Genomic DNA, 17,106 nt, shown 5'->3' with positions numbered 1-17,106 from the left:
CCTAATCTGAAAAATAAAAAGTCCGGCTGGATGATCCAACCGGGCTTTTATTTATTGAAACAGGCATTGAGATCAGATCACCGCCGCATCGCCGAAATCACCAAATGCAGTCCAGCCACCATCGACGGGAAGCACAGTGCCCGTGATGCCCGAAGCCGATGGCGATGCGAGAAAGACAACAGCTGCTGCCACTTCTTCCGCCCCGATCAGCCGACCAATCGGCGTGCGCCGCCGAATCGTCGGCAGATCAATTCGCCCGGCATCAGCCAGCTTTTTCACCAGCGCCGTCTCGACAAAGGCCGGTGCAACCGCATTAACGCGCACACCCTTGCCCGCCCATTCGCAAGCCATGGCACGCGTCATCGCTACAATACCCGCTTTTGCAGCACCATAGGCATTGCGCTTCGGTAAACCAGTCAAGCCTGCAATGGAGGAGAGATTGACAACAGCGCCGGATCCACGCGTCACCATGCCCTTACTCACTTCCCGCGTCATCAAAAACGTCCCGGAAAGATGCGCGTCAATCACCTTGCGGAAGGCGTCGATCTCCTGTTCCAGCGTTGGCAAGTGGCTGTCACCGATACCGGCATTGTTCACCAATACGTCAAACGGCGCCGTAGCTGCCGCAGCAATAACCTGTGCCTCATCGCATATGTCACAGGCAAGGCCGCAATGGTCTGCACCCAGTTCAAGCGCCCGTGTCCGCGCCTTATCGCCGTCAATATCTGCAATGGTGACACGGAAGCCAGCCTCTGCCAGCGCCTTGGAAATCGCAAAGCCAATTCCATCGGCACCGCCTGTTACCAAAGCATTTTTAATGTCATGCATAGCCGGGCCTCGGAACCAGTCCCATCAGGGTTTGTGAAAGACCGCCATCGACCACAATATCCTGTCCGGTGACATAGGACGCACGCGGTGAGGCGAGGAAAAGCGCAACATCCGCCATATCTTGTGGCGTTGCGATACGTCTGAGCGGCACCATGGCCTCACGTTGCGCCTTCACCGCCTCGTTTTGATAAAATGGTTCAGAAAGCGGCGTACGAACCAGTCCGGGACTGACAGTATTTGAGCGAATACCCTTTGGCCCCCATTCATATGCGAGCTGCCGCGACAGCATCAAAACGGCAGCCTTTGAAGCAGAATATGCACCACTCGCCGGTTGCGGTTGGGTACCCGCAATGCTCGCCACATGAACCAGCACTCCTTGTCCGCGTGCGATCATGCTTTTGCCGAAAGCCTGCGATGCTGCAAGATAGCCGTTCAGGTTAACCGCCAGCATGGCCGACCAGTCGGCTTCTGATACGGTTTCCAGTGGGCTGGGTCGCAAAATACCGGCATTATTGACGAGAATATCCGCACCGCCCAGCACTTCAATTTTTTCGGCAGCGGCTGCAATCTCACCCGCCTTGGAAATATCACAGGCAAGCGTCAGGGCATCATTGCCAAGCTCAGTAACCAGCGGTGCCGTCCGCTCCTCATCGCGATCGAGCAAAACCACGCGCGCACCCTCACCCGCAAAAGATCTGGCCAGCGCCTGACCTATGCCGCCACCGGCACCAGTGATGACAACGGTTTTTCCACTTAACCCAAGCCAGCTCATATCGCCTCTCCCTTATTTGCAGATTTTTCCGCCGCAAGATGGCGACCGGTTATCCAGCCGAACGTCATTGCAGGTCCAAGTGTAATACCAGCACCGGGATAATTGCCGCCCATGATCGAAGCGCGGTCATTCCCGACTGCATAAAGGCCCGGAATGACCCCACCCTGCCGATCAATCACCTCGCCCGGAACAGTGGTCTTCAGCCCGTCAAAGGTGCCAAGATCGCCCATCTCCATCTTCACCGCATAAAACGGCCCGTTTTCAATCGGTGCAACGCAAGGGTTTGGCTTGTGTTCAGGATCAGCAAGATAGCGATTGAAAGAAGTTTCACCACGATGAAAGGCTTCATCCTGCCCTTTGACCGCTCCGCGATTGAAATCTCTGACTGTCGTTTCAAGTCCGTTTGCATCTATGCCGCAAGCGCGAGCAAGATCGGCAAGCGTGCGTCCGCTTTTGAGATAACCGGAACGTAGCCAGGTGCTCAGCGGCATGGGAGCGGGTTTGGCATGACCAAGGCCATATTTACGAATGGTGCGATGATCACAAAGCAGCCATGCGGAGGCCTCGCCGGAGGCTATCATTGCGGCTCCGACATCATGATAGCTCTCGCTCTCATTGGTAAAGCGCTTGCCATTGGCAAGAACGGCAATCATACCCGGCTTGTAACGATCAAGCAGATGCGGAAATACGCCCTTGCCCGGCACACGGCTAACCGGCATCCATGCCGCCGGCTGCGGAAACTCGGCTTCAAAGACGCCACCGGCTTCTTCGCCCAGCCGGATACCGTCGCCGCTGCTACCCTCCGGCACAGGTGAATAATGCCCCGCTTTGCCTGATTTGAGATGGGCATAGGCATCGGCACGCCGCGCGAGATCATGAGCATAACCGCCGCAGGCCAGCACCACACCGCATCGCGCAGTAATAATACCCGGTTGAGCGCCTCCAACCTCCACGCCCGTCACACGCTCGCCTTCCTTGACGAGGCGAAGAGCCGGTGTTTCCGTCAGAATCGGAATCCCGAGATCAAAGCAGCTTTTCGCCAACCGTGCCGCAAGCGCGTTTCCGCTCGTCACCTGCACACCACGACCATAGCGCACAACCTCGCCCGCATGGGCGGCAAGCCGTTTCAACACATAGGCAAAGGAGGTCAGTGATTTAGTGGCATTGAAGAAATGCTTGATGTCGGCATTGGACGAATTGAACATCATGCCCATGAAAGTGATGGTCGAGAGCGGCGGACGCAAACGTTTGAGATTATCGCCAAGTAAGCTGGTATCAAACGGTGCGGCAAGCACAGAGCGCCCGACATCGACACCGCCGGTCACGGTCGGGTGATAGTCCGGGTAAAGTGTTGGTACAAATTTTACTGCCGTCTCGGTCTCAAACCAATCAAGCATCTTAGGGCCAGCATCAAGAAAGGCATCAATCGCCGCATCATCAAACCAGTTGCCGGTTTCGGCCTGCAAATAGTGGCGCGCTGCCTCAAGCGTATCGTTTGGATTATTGGATTTTCCGTGCCGGTTTCCGGGAATCCAGAGCACCCCACCCGAAAAGGCAGTGGTGCCGCCAAAAACCGGTTCTTTCTCGATAACAATTACCGATAGCCCGTGTTTTTTTGCAGTAATAGCGGTTGAAAGTCCCCCGGCCCCCGATCCTATAACGAGCACGTCGCAGACGCGCCCCTCTTCCTTCACCAGCACCATTGGTTCCTCCCCTGGTTGATTGCCGCTGACTGATTGCCCCTGGTTCACGGGCATTGACCTTTGCTAACCATCAGCGCAAATCACTCCAATGGACACACCCGCGCAATTGTTGCACAATTTGCAAGGACGACTTTCGGGAGGGAAAATGGCCGTTCATGTCAGGAGCGAAATTCCACACTATTATCTCTATGGTGATCAGGGCGCGGATGTTGAACTCGATTTCCTGCACATTGAGCCTATTCGCGACCGTTCCGGCCCCAATGATTGGAGAATTCGTCCGCATTCCCACCCCGATCACATGCAGGTTCTGCTGGTAAAAAGCGGCGGCGGCTTTATCCGTATGGAAGAGCGTATTCTACCCATCCCGGCTCCCGGAATTCTCGTGATACCAGCGGGAATCGTCCATCAGATCGACTTCGACCTCGGCACTGACGGCTTTGTGGTGACGGCAGCACTGGGCTGTCTCAAATCAGCCGAGGCCTTTGATCAGCGTTTTGCCAGCGCGGCAGGACAGCCCGCCGCCTATCCGCTTGAAGGAACCGGCGTCAATATCCCGGCCGTCAATGATACATTCGAGTGGCTGCATCGGGAGTTTATCTGGGCCGCGCCCGGTCGGCGCACAGCGATCCTAGCGCAATATATGCGCATTCTGGTCGTGGTTCTGCGGCTCTATATCACCCATGATGGTCCCGGAATTGCCGCACCTGACCGGGATTATGACCTTCTGGTGCGTTACCGTGCACTGCTGGAAAAGCACTTCCGCACCGAACGTTCACTTGCCTTTTATGCTAAAGATCTTGCTGTCACGCAGGCTCGTCTGAATGCTGCCTGCAAGGCACGCGCCAGCAATACAGCTGCAGGGCTGCTTTATGAGCGCATTATCATCGAAGCCAAACGTTATCTTGTTTATACCGAAAGCAGTGTCGCGCAAGTCGCGCACATGACCGGCTTCGACGACCCGGCTTACTTCAACCGCTTTTTCACACAGCGCGTGGGTCTTTCGCCCGGTGCATTTCGCAAACAGGCACTTCACCACGAGAATTGATACGCGCTATGCCGGGTATCGTCCAATCTTTCCGCCGCTCAGTCCATTTCACAAATTATCTATCTTGGTCAGTTTCCTCAAATGGAGGAAACTATGATTCACGAATGGCGAAGCTATCGGTTAAAACCCGGTGCAGCCCCTGCCTATCTTGCATTGCTGGCCGATGAAGGACTGCCGCTGGTAACACGGCATTTGCCACTTACCGGCTACTGGCTGGGTGAAACCGGGCCACTCAATACCATTCATCATCTGTGGAGCTATGCGGATTGGACGGAACGTGAAGCCTGCCGCGCATCACTCGCGACCGAGACAGCATGGGTTGAAGGCTTCATTCCCAGAGCTTTCGCGCTGGTGGAAGAGCAGGAAAACCGTTTTCTGCACACAGTTGAATCATCCCCCACTTTTGAGACGGTGATTGCCAACAGGCGCAATCCCCATGCGGCGCGAAAGGCTGACGCGCCGCTCTTTTCCCCAAATTGTGCAGCACTTGTCACTGGCCAGGCAACCAGCGGGGCGGTCGCGACATGGCAGGCGGTTTCCGGCGCGACAGACATCATTTCCCTGCTGCCGCGTCAGGTTAATCCTATTCCATCCAACTCTTTAGCTAAGGGCAGCAAGCATATCGTGCTGCGCCCTCTTGCCTTTTCACCGCTTTGAACTCCGAAAGTGAAAATTAAATGCGTCATCAGGTAATCATTATCGGCGGCGGGCCTTCCGGCCTGCTGCTTTCACTCCTTCTGCGCCGCAAAGGTGTAGATGCGATCGTGCTCGAACAGCGCACCCGCGCCTATGTGCTTGGCCGTATCCGGGCTGGTGTGCTGGAACAGGGCTTGTGCGATCTGCTGCGTGAGGCGGGTGTAGGCAAACGGCTGGATGCAGAAGGCTTTGTTCATGACGGCACGTTGATCACCGCACATGGCCAGCAAGTCCATATCGACTTTAAAGCACTGACCGGCAGTTCCGTTACTATTTACGGCCAAACAGAAGTCACCCGTGATCTTTATGACGAGCTGGAAAGAACCGGCGCGCCGATCTATCACGAGGCCGAAGGCGTGGAAATCCATGGCGCGGACAGCGATGCACCCTATGTGACCTTTAGCCATAAGGGTACCGGCCATCGCATTGATTGCGATTATATTGCTGGCTGCGATGGTTTCCATGGCGTCAGCCGCAAAACCATCCCCGAAGGCACCCGCCGCGAATATGAACACGTTTATCCGTTCGGCTGGCTCGGCATTCTTTCGGAAACAAAACCGCTGCATGAAGAGCTGGTCTATGCCGGTTCGGATCGCGGCTTTGCGCTGTGCTCCATGCGCAATGCCCATCTCAGCCGCCACTACCTGCAAGTGCCGCTGACCGACAAGCCGGAAAGCTGGAGCGACGATGCATTCTGGGACGAATTGCGCCGCCGCCTGCCAGCAGAACTCGCAGAAACCCTTGAGACCGGGCCGTCAATTGAAAAATCCATCGCGCCGCTCAGAAGCTTCATTTCCGAGCCGATGAGCTGGGGGCGGCTGTATCTGGCGGGAGATGCCGCCCATATCGTACCGCCAACCGGGGCAAAGGGCTTGAACCTCGCGGCCTCCGATGTCTACTATCTATCGAGAGCTTTGATCGCCCGCTACGCCGGTGACGAAACTTATCTGAAGACCTATTCAGCCACAGCACTCGCCCGCGTCTGGAAAGCGTCACGCTTCTCCTGGTCAATGACCCGAATGCTGCATTCCTTCCCGGAAGAAGGTGCATTCCTTCGCCGTATGCAGGGCGCGGAAGTCGAGTATCTGGCGGGTTCCAAAGCAGCCCACACCGCACTTGCAGAGAACTATGTTGGCCTGCCCTACTGATAAGAGTATTTCCACCAAAAGTGTTTAGCGTTTTTATAAAGAATAATTCGTAGAAAGCAGCTAGGCCAGCATGGAAGCCAATTCTGCCTGCGTTTTTAAAAGCGCAGGCAGATAGCGCTCTACAATCGTCGTCATCGGTTCTGCTGTGGCGGCAAGCCCCACATTAAGCGCCGCGATCGTTTTGCCACGCGATGTCCGCAGCGGTACGGCAATCGAGCGCAACCCCATTTCTACTTCCTGATCGATGGTCGCAAAACCGTTTTGACGTACCTCGTGCAGCGCCGCCATCAATTTGGCAATCTCTGTCACGGTGCGTTCCGTACGGGCAATGCGCGGAGAATCTTTGAGCAGTTGCGCAGCCTTTTCTTCCGTCTGCGCGGCCAGCAAGACACGCCCCATTGAGGTACAATAGGCCGGCAGTCTTGAGCCCGGCATCAGGGCGATGGACATCACCCGACTTTGGGCAGCTCGCGCCACATAAACAATTTCCCATTCATCAAGGATCGACACCGATGTGCTCTGGCCGATCTCTTCCGATAGCCGATCAAGCGTCGGCTGGACAATACGCGGCAGCGGCATGGTGGCGAGACAGCCGGTGCCAAGCCTGAGAATACGTGGCGTCACAGTAAAAAACTTACCGTCATAAGCGGCATAGCCCAGTTCCGAGAGCGTCAACAGGCAACGGCGTGTCGTCGCGCGGTCAAGACCGGCAATCTCCGCCGCCTCAGCTATGGAAAGGCGCGGCCGCTCGGCGCTGAATGCCTCAATCACTTTTAGCCCCTTGGCAAGACCGCCCATAATGTCGCGTTCTTTTACGGTCATTGCGCCCTCTATTTTGTGCGATAGTCGAACAAAATTTATATAACGCACAAATCGGTTGCCGTCTAGCCGCTGACCGTCTTAGTTTCAACGCCAACATGGAGGGTTCAAACATGGACAAGACAATCACCAGCGCGGCGGAAGCTGTTGCCGGGATTAATGATGGTGCAACCGTCATGATTGGCGGCTTCGGCGGCTCCGGTGCGCCGATCGAGTTGATCCACGCCCTGATTGACAAGGGGCCGAAAAATCTCACTGTCATCAATAACAATGCCGGAAATGGCCGCATCGGTATCGCTGCAATGATTGATGCCGGAATGGTCAAAAAGATGATCTGCTCTTTCCCCCGGTCTTCTGATCCACGCGCCTTCACCGAGGCCTATCTCGCAGGCAAGGTGGAACTTGAGCTCGTCCCTCAAGGCACACTCGCTGAGCGCATCCGCGCGGGCGGCGCGGGCATTCCCGCTTTCTACACACCAACGGGCTTTGGTACCGAGCTTGCGCAAGGCAAGGTCATCGCCGAATTTGACGGTCGCTCTTATGTTCAGGAGCGCTGGCTCAAGGCCGATTTCGCTCTCATCAAAGCGCATGTCGGCGATATTCACGGTAACCTCACCTATAATAAGGCGGCGCGCAACTTCAATCCGCTGATGTGCATGGCTGCCGCCAAAACCGTCGTGCAAGTCTCGAAACTCGTGCCACTCGGCGGCATTGATCCTGAGCATGTGATCACACCCGGTATTTTTGTCGACAGCGTCGTCGAGATCGCCAATCCGCAACAGGAAGAAATCCTCATTCGGTCGGGAGCCGTTTACGCATGACCGTCGAAACATCTCAAGACCTCAAGCTTTCCAACGCCCAGATCGCCTGGCGTGCCGCGCAGGACATCCGTGACGGTGCCTATGTCAATCTCGGCATCGGTTTTCCGGAAATGGTCGCACGCTACCAGCCGCCCGGACGGCAGGCGATCTTCCACACCGAAAACGGCATTCTTGATTTCGGTGAACCACCGGCTGAGGGCGAAGAAGACTGGGATCTCATCAATGCCGGCAAAAAGGCCGTGACGCTGAAACCCGGTGCTGCCTTCTTCCACCATGCTGACAGTTTTTCCATGGTACGGGGCGGTCATCTGGATGTGGCTATTCTTGGCGCCTATCAGGTCGCGCAGAATGGTGATCTTGCCAACTGGCGTGTTGGTTCCAAGGGGGTACCGGCTGTGGGCGGCGCCATGGATCTTGTGCATGGTGCCAAGCAGGTCTTTGTCATCACCGAACATGTCACCAAAGACGGCAAGCCGAAACTGGTAGAGGCCTGCACCTTCCCGCTGACCGGCGTTGGCTGCATCACCCGCATCTATACCAGCCTTGCGGTGATCGACATCAAGGATGGTCATTTCGTATTGCGTGAAAAGCTGCCGGGCATCTCCTTTGAGGAACTTCAGGCCAAAACGGGCGCAAAGCTGCACACTGAAGGCCCCGTCGCCGATCTCATCGCCCCGCAACTTTGAGGATAGCTCCATGACCGAAGTCTTCATCTGCGATTATATTCGCACCCCCATTGGCCGCTTTGGTGGCGCTTTGTCATCGGTACGTGCCGATGATCTTGGAGCCGTACCGCTCAAAGCATTGCAGGAGCGCAACCCGTCACTCGACTGGGAAGCTGTTGATGATGTAATCTTCGGCTGCGCCAATCAGGCTGGCGAAGATAATCGCAACGTTGCCCGCATGTCGCTGCTACTGGCGGGCCTACCGGTCTCTGTCACTGGCACCACCGTCAATCGTCTTTGCGGCTCAGGCATGGATGCCATGATCATCGCCGCACGCGCTATCAAGTCCGGCGAAGCTGAATTGATGATTGCCGGAGGTGTCGAAAGCATGAGCCGCGCGCCCTTTGTCATGCCGAAGGCTGACGCAGCTTTTTCCCGCAAGGCCGAAGTTTATGACACCACCATCGGCTGGCGTTTTGTCAATCCGGTGATGAAAGCGCTTTATGGTGTCGATTCCATGCCCGAAACCGGCGACAATGTTGCCATTGACTACAAGGTCTCGCGCGAAGATCAGGACGCATTTGCCGTCCGCAGTCAGGAAAAAGCCGCAGCAGCACAGGCCAATGGTCGCCTTGAAAAGGAAATCGTAGCGGTCAGTATTCCTCAGAAAAAGGGCGATCCGCTGAGTGTCGAAAAGGACGAGCATCCGCGTGCCACCAGCCTTGAAGCACTTGCCAAACTGAAACCGGTGAACCGCATGGACGGCGCCACTGTCACCGCTGGCAATGCATCAGGTGTGAATGATGGTGCGGCAGCGCTGATCATCGCATCCGCAGCGGCAGTGAAAAAATACGGCCTCACCCCGATTGCCCGCATCACTGGCGGAGCAACGGCAGGTGTTCCACCCCGCATCATGGGTATAGGCCCGGCTCCTGCTTCGCAGAAACTGCTGAACCGCCTTGGCTGGAAGGCCGACGACCTTGACGTCATTGAGCTGAATGAAGCCTTTGCCTCCCAAGGCCTTGCAACGCTCCGCCAGCTCGGAATCGCTGATAATGATCCGCGTGCGAATCCGAATGGTGGGGCGATTGCGCTTGGTCATCCGCTTGGCATGTCGGGTGCCCGCATCGCTGGCACGGCAGCACTTGAACTGTCGCTGACCGGAAAATCAAAAGCTCTCGCGACAATGTGTATCGGTGTTGGTCAGGGTATCGCCGTCGCACTTGAAAAGGTATAACCCTCTTTTCAAGCAATAAAATGATCAAAGCGCCATTCTGTATAAAACAGAGTGGCGCTTTTATTACATCGTGGATAGCTGTTCAAATTTTCTGATTGAAACTCTGCGATTTTACGAAATGCCTTGACTGTACGGTATCTCATGCCAAAATGGAATTATAATCCAAAATGGAAAATGCATGAGCACCCTTGAGAAATCCCTTTCCATCATCGAATTGCTGGCAATCAAACCGGATGGCCTCTCCGTCTCCTCGATCGCGCATGAGGTCAATCAACCGGCCAGCGGCGTGCATCGCACCCTTAACGAATTGATTCGATTGGGTTATGTGCGGCAGGTACAAAATCAGGGTGATTATGCGCTGACCATGAAACTCGCGGCCCTAGGCGTTGGTTTTCTTGGACGTACCGGTGTTGGTGACATTGCCCAGCCTATTCTTGATCGACTGGCCCAAATAAGTGGCGAGTTGATTCGTCTCTCTGTGATTGATGGTGATGACCTGATCTGGGTGGCCGTGGCGCAAGGCGCAACCAGTGGACTGCGCTATGACCCAGGCCAGGAACAGGGTGTTGTTGTGCATCTTGCGTCGAGTGCCGGTGGGCAAGCATGGTTATCGGCGATGAGCGACGAAGAGGCGCTGGAAAGGGTCGCCCGGCAGGGACTGGTTGACCAGTCCAAGCCGTGTGGGCCGGGTGCGCCGCGAACGATTGCCGAGTTGCTCAACGTACTCAGTGAAACCCGCAAGCGCGGCTATTCGGTATCAATCGACAGTTATATTGTCGGCATGGCGGCCATGGCGGTGCCGGTTTTCAGCGGCAATCGGGTGATAAGCTGCCTATCAATCGCTGGGCCGGCTGTCCGTATGACGCTAGAGCGCATGGAAGAACTCGCCCCTCATATGGAGCAGGCGGCAAAAGAAATCGGCATGTCGGCCAGCGGCTCACATTTTTTCCCCCGGCCTGCATAATTGAAACAGTATTGGATAAAACGCCAATTAAAAACGAAGAGATAGAGCATTTCCAATCGATCAAGAAAGGAAATGCTCTCGGTCTCGAGAGCATGAACATTTCAAATCCAGGCTCAGGACTCATCAAGAAATTGCAGATGGGTATCCTTGTCCGCCAATTTCAGAAACTCCAGCAGGTCATCTTTGTTAAGAGCTGCACAGCCAGCAGTAGGAGTGTAGTCCGGTCGAGCAATATGCAAGAATATTGCGCTACCGGCACCGGGTATAATCGGGTTGTCATTGTGGCCAAGAACCACAACACAGTCATAAATATCGTCGTCCATCCAGAAAACTTCATGTCGTGCCGCAAAAGGCAAAGTTACATGCATATTATAAGCTGCGCTTGAAGGATCATCACACCACCCGTCAAGCTCTGTCATTTTACGGCAGGCAATAACCGTTTCTGGTTTTGAAATGCGGTCCGCCCGATAAAATAAACGGCGAAGCGGCCAGCGACCGATGGGGCTTACGCCATCTCCCTCTTGTTTCTGCTTCTGGATTCCACCCCTTCCAACGGCGCAGCGCCAGGTCTTTTCACCGAACTGCGCGTTCCAAAGATTATCGTCAACTTTTTTAATCAACAGATCCATCATCATACTCTTCAATCATTGTTCCGCAGTGTTTCAGTCTGCCAGCACATCATAAGTCCTGTCTCATTGCGACTGCATAGCAGGTTCGTTCAACGGAAAGTGACACGCCACACTTCTGGCGTGATGCGTTTTCATAGCCGGGTCTTCCACACGACAAATATCCTGAGCATAAGGACACCGTGTATGAAAACGGCAGCCGGAGGGTAGGTTCATAGGGCTTGGTATATCGCCCTTCAGAATGAGACGTTCTCGCGTTCTCTGGTGCGGATCAGGGCGCGGAACGGCTGAAATCAAAAACCTTGTGTAGGGATGCTGTGGACTTGTGAATAGCTCTTCCGTCGTACCCACCTCAACGAGGCGCCCTAAAAACATCACCCCGACACGATCTGCAAACTGCCTCACGACACTCAGATCGTGGGTAATAAACAGATAGGTAAGTTTCATCTTTTCCTGCAAGTCGCGCAAAAGATTAAGAACCTGCGCTTGAATCGAGACATCAAGTGCAGAAACCGCTTCGTCGCACACAATAAATTCTGGATTATTGGCCAGCGCCCGTGCAATGCCAATGCGCTGCCGCTGACCACCGCTGAACTGGTGCGGGTAATGGTTCAATAAATCAGCACGAAGGCCAACCATTTCCAGTAGTTCCCGGCACCGCGCTTCTATTTGTGCAGACGTACCGTAATTATGCGCACGCAACGGTTCGGCGAGAATATGTTTAATACGCATACGCGGATTGAGCGATGCATAAGGGTCCTGAAAGACGATTTGAAGCTTCTTGCGTAAAGACCGCATCTGCTCACCATCGAGATCGTGAATATCCTGGCCTCGATAGCGAATACCGCCACTGCTTTTTTCCAAAAGCCGTAAGATAACACGCCCGAGAGTGGTTTTTCCGCAACCAGACTCCCCGACAAGGGCGAAAGTTTCACGCTCATATATATCAAGCGTGATTCCATCCACCGCGCGGACGACTTTCTCCTTGGACGTAAAGAAGCCGCTCTTCATGTGATAATATTTACTGACGTCTTTCGTCGAAATTAAAGCTTCACTCATGCTGCAACTCCTTTTTTATCATGAAGCCAGCAACGCGCTTTATGTCCGTTTCCGATGTCTGTTATTTCTGGTGCTTGCACGCGGCAGATAGGCATTGCATCTGTGCAACGTGGGCTAAACCGACAGCCTGTCGGCAGATGGGCCAAATTGGGTACCATGCCTTTGATGCTGTTGAGACGGCTTGCCGTCGGTCGTTCAGTTGCTTTGGGTATGGAAGCCAGAAGGCCTCGTGTGTACGGATGTGAAGGACGGTCAAAAAGGTCGAAAACATTCGCCTGTTCGACAATCTGTCCTGCATACATCACGTTAACTTCATCACACATCTCAGCGATAATGCCGAGATCATGGGTAATCAGTAGAATCGCCGTCGATGCCCTATCACGCAGCTCAAGCATCAATCGGAGGATCTGTGCCTGAGTGGTCACATCAAGTGCCGTGGTGGGTTCATCTGCGATCAGCAATTTCGGTTTGCAGATCAGTCCCATCGCAATGGCTGCGCGCTGGCGAAGGCCACCGGACAGTTCATGGGGATAAGCACTCAGACGCGCCTCAGGCTCTGGAATCCCCACCATCTCAAACATTTGCAGAACTTTTTTTCGAATTTCACGCTTGCTAAGCTGCCCCTGAATAGCAAGTGGTTCGCCAACTTGTTGAAGCATGGTTTTTACAGGATTCAACGCAGTCATGGGTTCCTGAAAGACCATTGCAATTTCACGACCACGCTTGCGACGCATCTCATCGGGTTTCAGCCTGCTCAAATCAGAACCATCCAACATGATGCTCTCGGCTGTGACTTTGCCGGGAGGCGAAGGAACCAGCCCCATCAATGAAAGCGAAGTCATACTTTTCCCGGAGCCAGACTCTCCCACGAGGCCAACAATTTTTCCCCGGCCAACATCGAAGGAAACATGATCGAGAATACGTACTGAGCCACTTTGCTTTTTAAAATCGGTGCAAAGATTACGGACTTTAAGAAGGTCGTCATTATTCGACATGATTTGAGCCTCAGTCTTTCATGTAAGGGTCAAGCGCATCGCGCAGACCGTCACCAATGAAATTGAATGCGAGAACCGTAATGAGAATGGCAACACCCGGCATGATAGCGACCAGCGGAGCGGCAAAGAGATATTCCTTACCCTTGGCGACAAGAAGCCCCCAACTTGCTTCTGGCGGCTGAACTCCGACACCCAGAAAGCTCAGGCTCGACTCCCACATGATGGCTTCAGGAATACTCAACGAAAAAAGCACGATCAATGTCGGTACGACATTGGGGAATATGTGCCGAAACATGATGACCGATTTGGAAGTACCGTTCGCGCGAGCCGCCTCGATAAATTCTTTTTCTCGTACCGCCAGGGTTTGTGAGCGCACCACGCGGGCCACACCGGCCCAACCGACCAGACTCAACGCTATGAAGATATTAAAAAGGTTTGCCCCCAATGTGTACATAACTACCATTGCAAGCAGCAGGGACGGAAAGGAGATCATCACATCGGCCAGACGCATAATGACAAAGTCCACACGCCCACCATAAAAGCCACTGATCACGCCCATGATCGTGCCCAGTATCAAGGCTATCATGCTTGGAATGATACCAACCAACAGCGAAATACGCGCACCGTACAGTATTCTGGTCAGCAGATCGCGTCCAAAGTTATCAGTGCCCAGCCAGTACGTCGTGGAGGGAGGCAGTAACTGCTCATTCAACTCCACACGGTAAGGGTCATGCGGGCTAATCCAGGGAATGAAAATTGCGATAAAAACAAGAGAGGCTATGACGAAAAGCCCGATCATCGCTTTTTTATTTTTTCTGAAGCTGCGGATCGTATCACTTAAAAAGCTGTCGCTTTGCGTGTCTTGAATCTGCTCTTCGACACTCTCGATAACTTGTGCGATTTGCGTCATTTCGAGCCACCCTTCATTTGATTACGGATGCGAGGATCGAGGACAGAATAGAGTATATCCGCGAGCAGATTACCCAGGATGACGAGAACAGTTGCAAACAACACCGATCCCTGAAGAAGCGGCATGTCGCGCGCTTGAATTGCATTTACAGAAATTCGTCCAACACCGGGAATGCCAAAAATTGCTTCGGTAATAACAGCACCGGATAACAGGCTGGCCACCTGAATAGCCATGATAGTTACAACCGGAATAAGTGAATTTTTGAGCGCATGGCGCGTGATGACGAGCGTTTCATGCAGGCCTTTCGCGCGCGCGGTTCGAATGTAGTCATGGCGCATGACTTCCAGCAAACTTGATCGGGTCAAACGCGCAATCACACCGGCTGAACTCCAGCCCAGAACAAGCGCTGGCATTATGACATATTGATATCCATAGAAACCCGACACGGGCAGCCATTTGAGCTGGACCGCAAAAATATACTGCATCAACAAAGCCGACCAAAAAATCGGCATCGAAACGCCGAGGAGTGAAAAGCCCATAAAAAAATGATCGACCATCGTATCGCGGCGCACAGCAGAAATGATTCCGGCGGGTATGCCAATTATCCAGGAGACCACTGCAGCACAGGCAGCCAAAAGCAGTGTATTTGGGAAGGCATTCATAATCAGCGTCGTCACGCTGCGATTGAGCTTGATAGAGGTACCCAGATCGCCCTGTAACGCAGCAAATAGAAACCGAAAGTAGCGCGTTATCAGCGGATCATCGAGATGCATCTGAGCACGCACGCGTGCTATTACATCGGGACTAGCGTGCTCCTTCATTAGAAGAGCAACAGGATCACCGGGTATGACATTCAGCATCACAAATAACAAAGCGGTAATTCCGATCAGCACGGGGATCGAAATCGCGATGCGCTTTATCACATAATTCAGCATCGCAAGGAATTCCTTTACAATGCGCCAGCATTTTGTGGCGTGATTATTCAGAAGAAGTAGCCCACCCGAAATCAGGTACAGGAAAACTTCTTTTCAAAAGGGGGAACGTTAAGAAAAGCTGCGAGCACGCCACAGCGAAGCATGTCACTGCAACGTGCTCCGAGAGCTTACTCGACTTCCGTCTTGTAGTAGCTCATGTCGCTCCAGCCATTCCAAGGGATTGTAAAATTCTTCACCCGTGGTTGGACCACATAATTGTGATCAAGGCTAAATAGCGGAACCCATGCCGCATCCTGCTGAACAATCTGCTCTGTGAGCGCCTTATAGACCGCGCAACGCTCTGCCGGATCAGTCATAACGCGCGCCTTCTCAACTTCCTCGAAAACTTTGGGGTCATTGTTGTTGAAGCCGCGAACGCCAGTCCCGCTTTTACTAAAGAATGTGTAAAAGAAGTTATCGGGGTCATTGAAATCAGCGGACCAGGTCTGCGTGTAGTTATCGATCTTCCCTGCCTTGCGCAAATCGAAATACGCAGATTCATCCATCGTCTTAATATGCGTATTGAAGCCAGAATTTTTAAGTTGCGCCTGGATGATCTGGTTCATATCCGACCACTTCGACGACCAACTGCTAACCTGTGCCAAATTTATATCAACACCATCGGGATAACCTGCCTCAGCGAGCAGTTGCTTGGCCTTCTCAGGGTTATATTCGATCGGCGTAGCGTCCTCATAACAGATCAGCCCCCGGGGCATGACGCCATTTTCGAGTTTGCCCTTACCGTAGAAATTCTTATCGAGAATTTCCTGACGGTTAATACCCATTTGAAAAGCTTTGCGCACCTTTGGATCATCAAAAGGCTTGTTCGCTTGATTGATATGATAATAGTACATACCAACGCGAGGGCCACTCTTAATGTGGTCTTTCCATTTGTCGCTACCATAGAAATATGGCGTCTGGCTCATTGCATAATCAAGATCGAAGACGTCAAGTTCGTCGGCTTCGAACAGAAGACGCAAGGTCTCTGAATCTGCGACAACGCGGACGAGGATGCGATCAAGCTTTGGCCTTCCTTTGAAGTAAGCTTCATTCGCCTCAAGCAACTGGCTGTCGTTGAGATTATACTCACGCAGGATGAAAGGGCCTGTACCATTGGTTGTTTCTGGTGAGAGACCAAACTGATCACCAAGCGGTTCAGTAAATTTGCGGTTATAAATTGATGCCTGTGGGCTGGCCATCAGTGCTGTAAACGCGGCATACGGCTCTTTTAGCGTAATGCGGACGGTATAGTCATCGATCGCTTCGAGACCGCGCACTTTATCCGCACTGCCGTTCAATCGTTCTGTTGCCCCATCGACAAAGTCAAGAATGTCAGTACTGAGTGCTTTGGTCGATGGGTCAAGCATACGATCAAAAGTATAGACGACATCGTCAGCCTTCAGTTCTTCTCCGTTATGGAAAAGTACGCCCTGACGTAACTTGAAAGTGTAGACCTTACCATCATCAGAAACAGTCCAGCTTTCAGCCAGACTTGGAACAAGGGTCGATTGACCTGGCGCTGTTGTCTCGGCCTCAATCAGCCGATCAAAAACGTTAAGCGGAAGAGTATATGCATCTGTTGTTTTCTGGACATCCGCCGTCTTGGGATCTTCCTGATATGATACACGCAGCATATTTTCTGATGCCGCTGCGGGTGCAAGAAGAGCAAAGCTGACAACGCTTGCCGACAGAATGGTCTTGATTGTTTGTAACATTATATTCCCCTTTTGTTTGTCTTTACGACTTTGGTTTGCGCAACGTTCCAAACCGGACAGTCATGGAAAATTGCGCAATATTTCTAATGCTTTATGTTCTTTCTCAAGGTTGGAGATCGATTGTTTTAT

General features: G+C 53.2%; 17 protein-coding genes. 7 read left to right on the top strand and 10 right to left on the bottom strand.

The features are described 5' to 3' along the window. Positions 1 to 72 precede the first annotated feature (72 nt). The 3 genes from H5024_RS13770 to H5024_RS13760 are packed head-to-tail and all read right to left on the bottom strand — an operon-like array spanning position 73 to position 3,303. Entirely contained in the window at positions 73 to 828 is a 756-nt protein-coding gene (locus H5024_RS13770; protein WP_187547748.1) for an SDR family oxidoreductase, read from the bottom strand. Further along, the gene (locus H5024_RS13765; protein WP_187547746.1) at positions 821 to 1,600 is read right to left on the bottom strand and encodes an SDR family oxidoreductase; all 780 of its coding nucleotides are present in this window, start codon (positions 1,598 to 1,600) and stop codon (positions 821 to 823) included. Before H5024_RS13765 ends, H5024_RS13770 begins: the two co-directional genes overlap by 8 nt. Then, positions 1,597 to 3,303 carry an FAD-dependent oxidoreductase gene (locus H5024_RS13760; RefSeq protein ID WP_187547745.1) on the bottom strand — a complete coding sequence of 569 codons (1,707 nt, stop codon included), beginning with the start codon at positions 3,301 to 3,303 and terminating at the stop codon, positions 1,597 to 1,599. The genes H5024_RS13765 and H5024_RS13760 overlap by 4 nt, the downstream gene beginning before the upstream one ends. Positions 3,304 to 3,448: 145 nt before the next feature. Here H5024_RS13760 and H5024_RS13755 point away from each other — a divergent pair, with 145 nt between their 5' ends. The 3 genes from H5024_RS13755 to pobA all read left to right on the top strand — a co-directional run bounded on the left by H5024_RS13755 (position 3,449) and on the right by pobA (position 6,192). Continuing rightward, on the top strand, positions 3,449 to 4,348 hold the full coding sequence (locus H5024_RS13755) for a helix-turn-helix domain-containing protein (protein WP_187547743.1): 900 nt from the start codon (positions 3,449 to 3,451) through the stop codon (positions 4,346 to 4,348). A 93-nt stretch (positions 4,349 to 4,441) separates the two neighbouring features. Further along, positions 4,442 to 5,005, top strand: a complete 564-nt coding sequence (locus H5024_RS13750; RefSeq protein WP_187547741.1) for an NIPSNAP family protein — start codon at positions 4,442 to 4,444, stop codon at positions 5,003 to 5,005. Positions 5,006 to 5,025: 20 nt separating this feature from the next. Next, positions 5,026 to 6,192, top strand: a complete 1,167-nt coding sequence (gene pobA, locus H5024_RS13745) for a 4-hydroxybenzoate 3-monooxygenase (RefSeq protein ID WP_187547739.1) — start codon at positions 5,026 to 5,028, stop codon at positions 6,190 to 6,192. Positions 6,193 to 6,252: 60 nt separating this feature from the next. Here the strand turns inward: pobA and H5024_RS13740 are convergent, their stop codons facing one another. After that, positions 6,253 to 7,014 (bottom strand): IclR family transcriptional regulator C-terminal domain-containing protein, encoded by a 762-nt coding sequence (locus H5024_RS13740; protein WP_187547737.1) that lies wholly within the window; start codon positions 7,012 to 7,014, stop codon positions 6,253 to 6,255. Between the two features lie 110 nt (positions 7,015 to 7,124). On the opposite strand from H5024_RS13740, the gene H5024_RS13735 reads away from it, so the two are divergent. From H5024_RS13735 to H5024_RS13720, 4 genes are all read left to right on the top strand, one after another. Then, positions 7,125 to 7,832 carry a 3-oxoacid CoA-transferase subunit A gene (locus tag H5024_RS13735; RefSeq protein WP_187547735.1) on the top strand — a complete coding sequence of 236 codons (708 nt, stop codon included), beginning with the start codon at positions 7,125 to 7,127 and terminating at the stop codon, positions 7,830 to 7,832. Next, positions 7,829 to 8,518, top strand: coding sequence for a CoA transferase subunit B (locus tag H5024_RS13730; RefSeq protein ID WP_187547733.1), 690 nt, complete (start codon positions 7,829 to 7,831; stop codon positions 8,516 to 8,518). Before H5024_RS13735 ends, H5024_RS13730 begins: the two co-directional genes overlap by 4 nt. Before the next feature lie 10 nt (positions 8,519 to 8,528). Beyond that, the gene (gene pcaF / locus H5024_RS13725) at positions 8,529 to 9,734 is read left to right on the top strand and encodes a 3-oxoadipyl-CoA thiolase (RefSeq protein ID WP_187547731.1); all 1,206 of its coding nucleotides are present in this window, start codon (positions 8,529 to 8,531) and stop codon (positions 9,732 to 9,734) included. 178 nt (positions 9,735 to 9,912) lie between these two features. Further along, on the top strand, positions 9,913 to 10,698 hold the full coding sequence (locus tag H5024_RS13720; RefSeq protein ID WP_187547729.1) for an IclR family transcriptional regulator: 786 nt from the start codon (positions 9,913 to 9,915) through the stop codon (positions 10,696 to 10,698). Positions 10,699 to 10,811: 113 nt separating this feature from the next. Here H5024_RS13720 and H5024_RS13715 read toward each other — a convergent pair whose 3' ends face one another. The 6 genes from H5024_RS13715 to H5024_RS13690 form a co-directional block, all read right to left on the bottom strand. After that, the gene (locus H5024_RS13715; protein ID WP_247875355.1) at positions 10,812 to 11,333 is read right to left on the bottom strand and encodes a L,D-transpeptidase family protein; all 522 of its coding nucleotides are present in this window, start codon (positions 11,331 to 11,333) and stop codon (positions 10,812 to 10,814) included. A gap of 57 nt (positions 11,334 to 11,390) precedes the next feature. After that, positions 11,391 to 12,383, bottom strand: coding sequence for an ABC transporter ATP-binding protein (locus H5024_RS13710; protein ID WP_187547727.1), 993 nt, complete (start codon positions 12,381 to 12,383; stop codon positions 11,391 to 11,393). Further along, the gene (locus H5024_RS13705; RefSeq protein ID WP_187547725.1) at positions 12,380 to 13,378 is read right to left on the bottom strand and encodes an ABC transporter ATP-binding protein; all 999 of its coding nucleotides are present in this window, start codon (positions 13,376 to 13,378) and stop codon (positions 12,380 to 12,382) included. Before H5024_RS13705 ends, H5024_RS13710 begins: the two co-directional genes overlap by 4 nt. A gap of 10 nt (positions 13,379 to 13,388) precedes the next feature. After that, positions 13,389 to 14,288: an ABC transporter permease gene (locus H5024_RS13700; RefSeq protein WP_187547723.1), complete on the bottom strand. Its 900-nt coding sequence runs from the start codon at positions 14,286 to 14,288 to the stop codon at positions 13,389 to 13,391. After that, entirely contained in the window at positions 14,285 to 15,223 is a 939-nt protein-coding gene (locus tag H5024_RS13695; protein WP_187547721.1) for an ABC transporter permease, read from the bottom strand. The genes H5024_RS13700 and H5024_RS13695 overlap by 4 nt, the downstream gene beginning before the upstream one ends. Positions 15,224 to 15,390: 167 nt before the next feature. Then, a complete protein-coding gene (locus H5024_RS13690) occupies positions 15,391 to 16,977 on the bottom strand; it encodes an ABC transporter substrate-binding protein (protein ID WP_187547719.1) in 1,587 nt (528 codons plus the stop codon). Positions 16,978 to 17,106 lie beyond the last annotated feature (129 nt).

It is taken from the genome of Ochrobactrum sp. Marseille-Q0166, from assembly GCF_014397025.1.
GTDB lineage: Bacteria > Pseudomonadota > Alphaproteobacteria > Rhizobiales > Rhizobiaceae > Brucella.
This window is presented reverse-complemented; position numbering and strand designations above follow the sequence as displayed.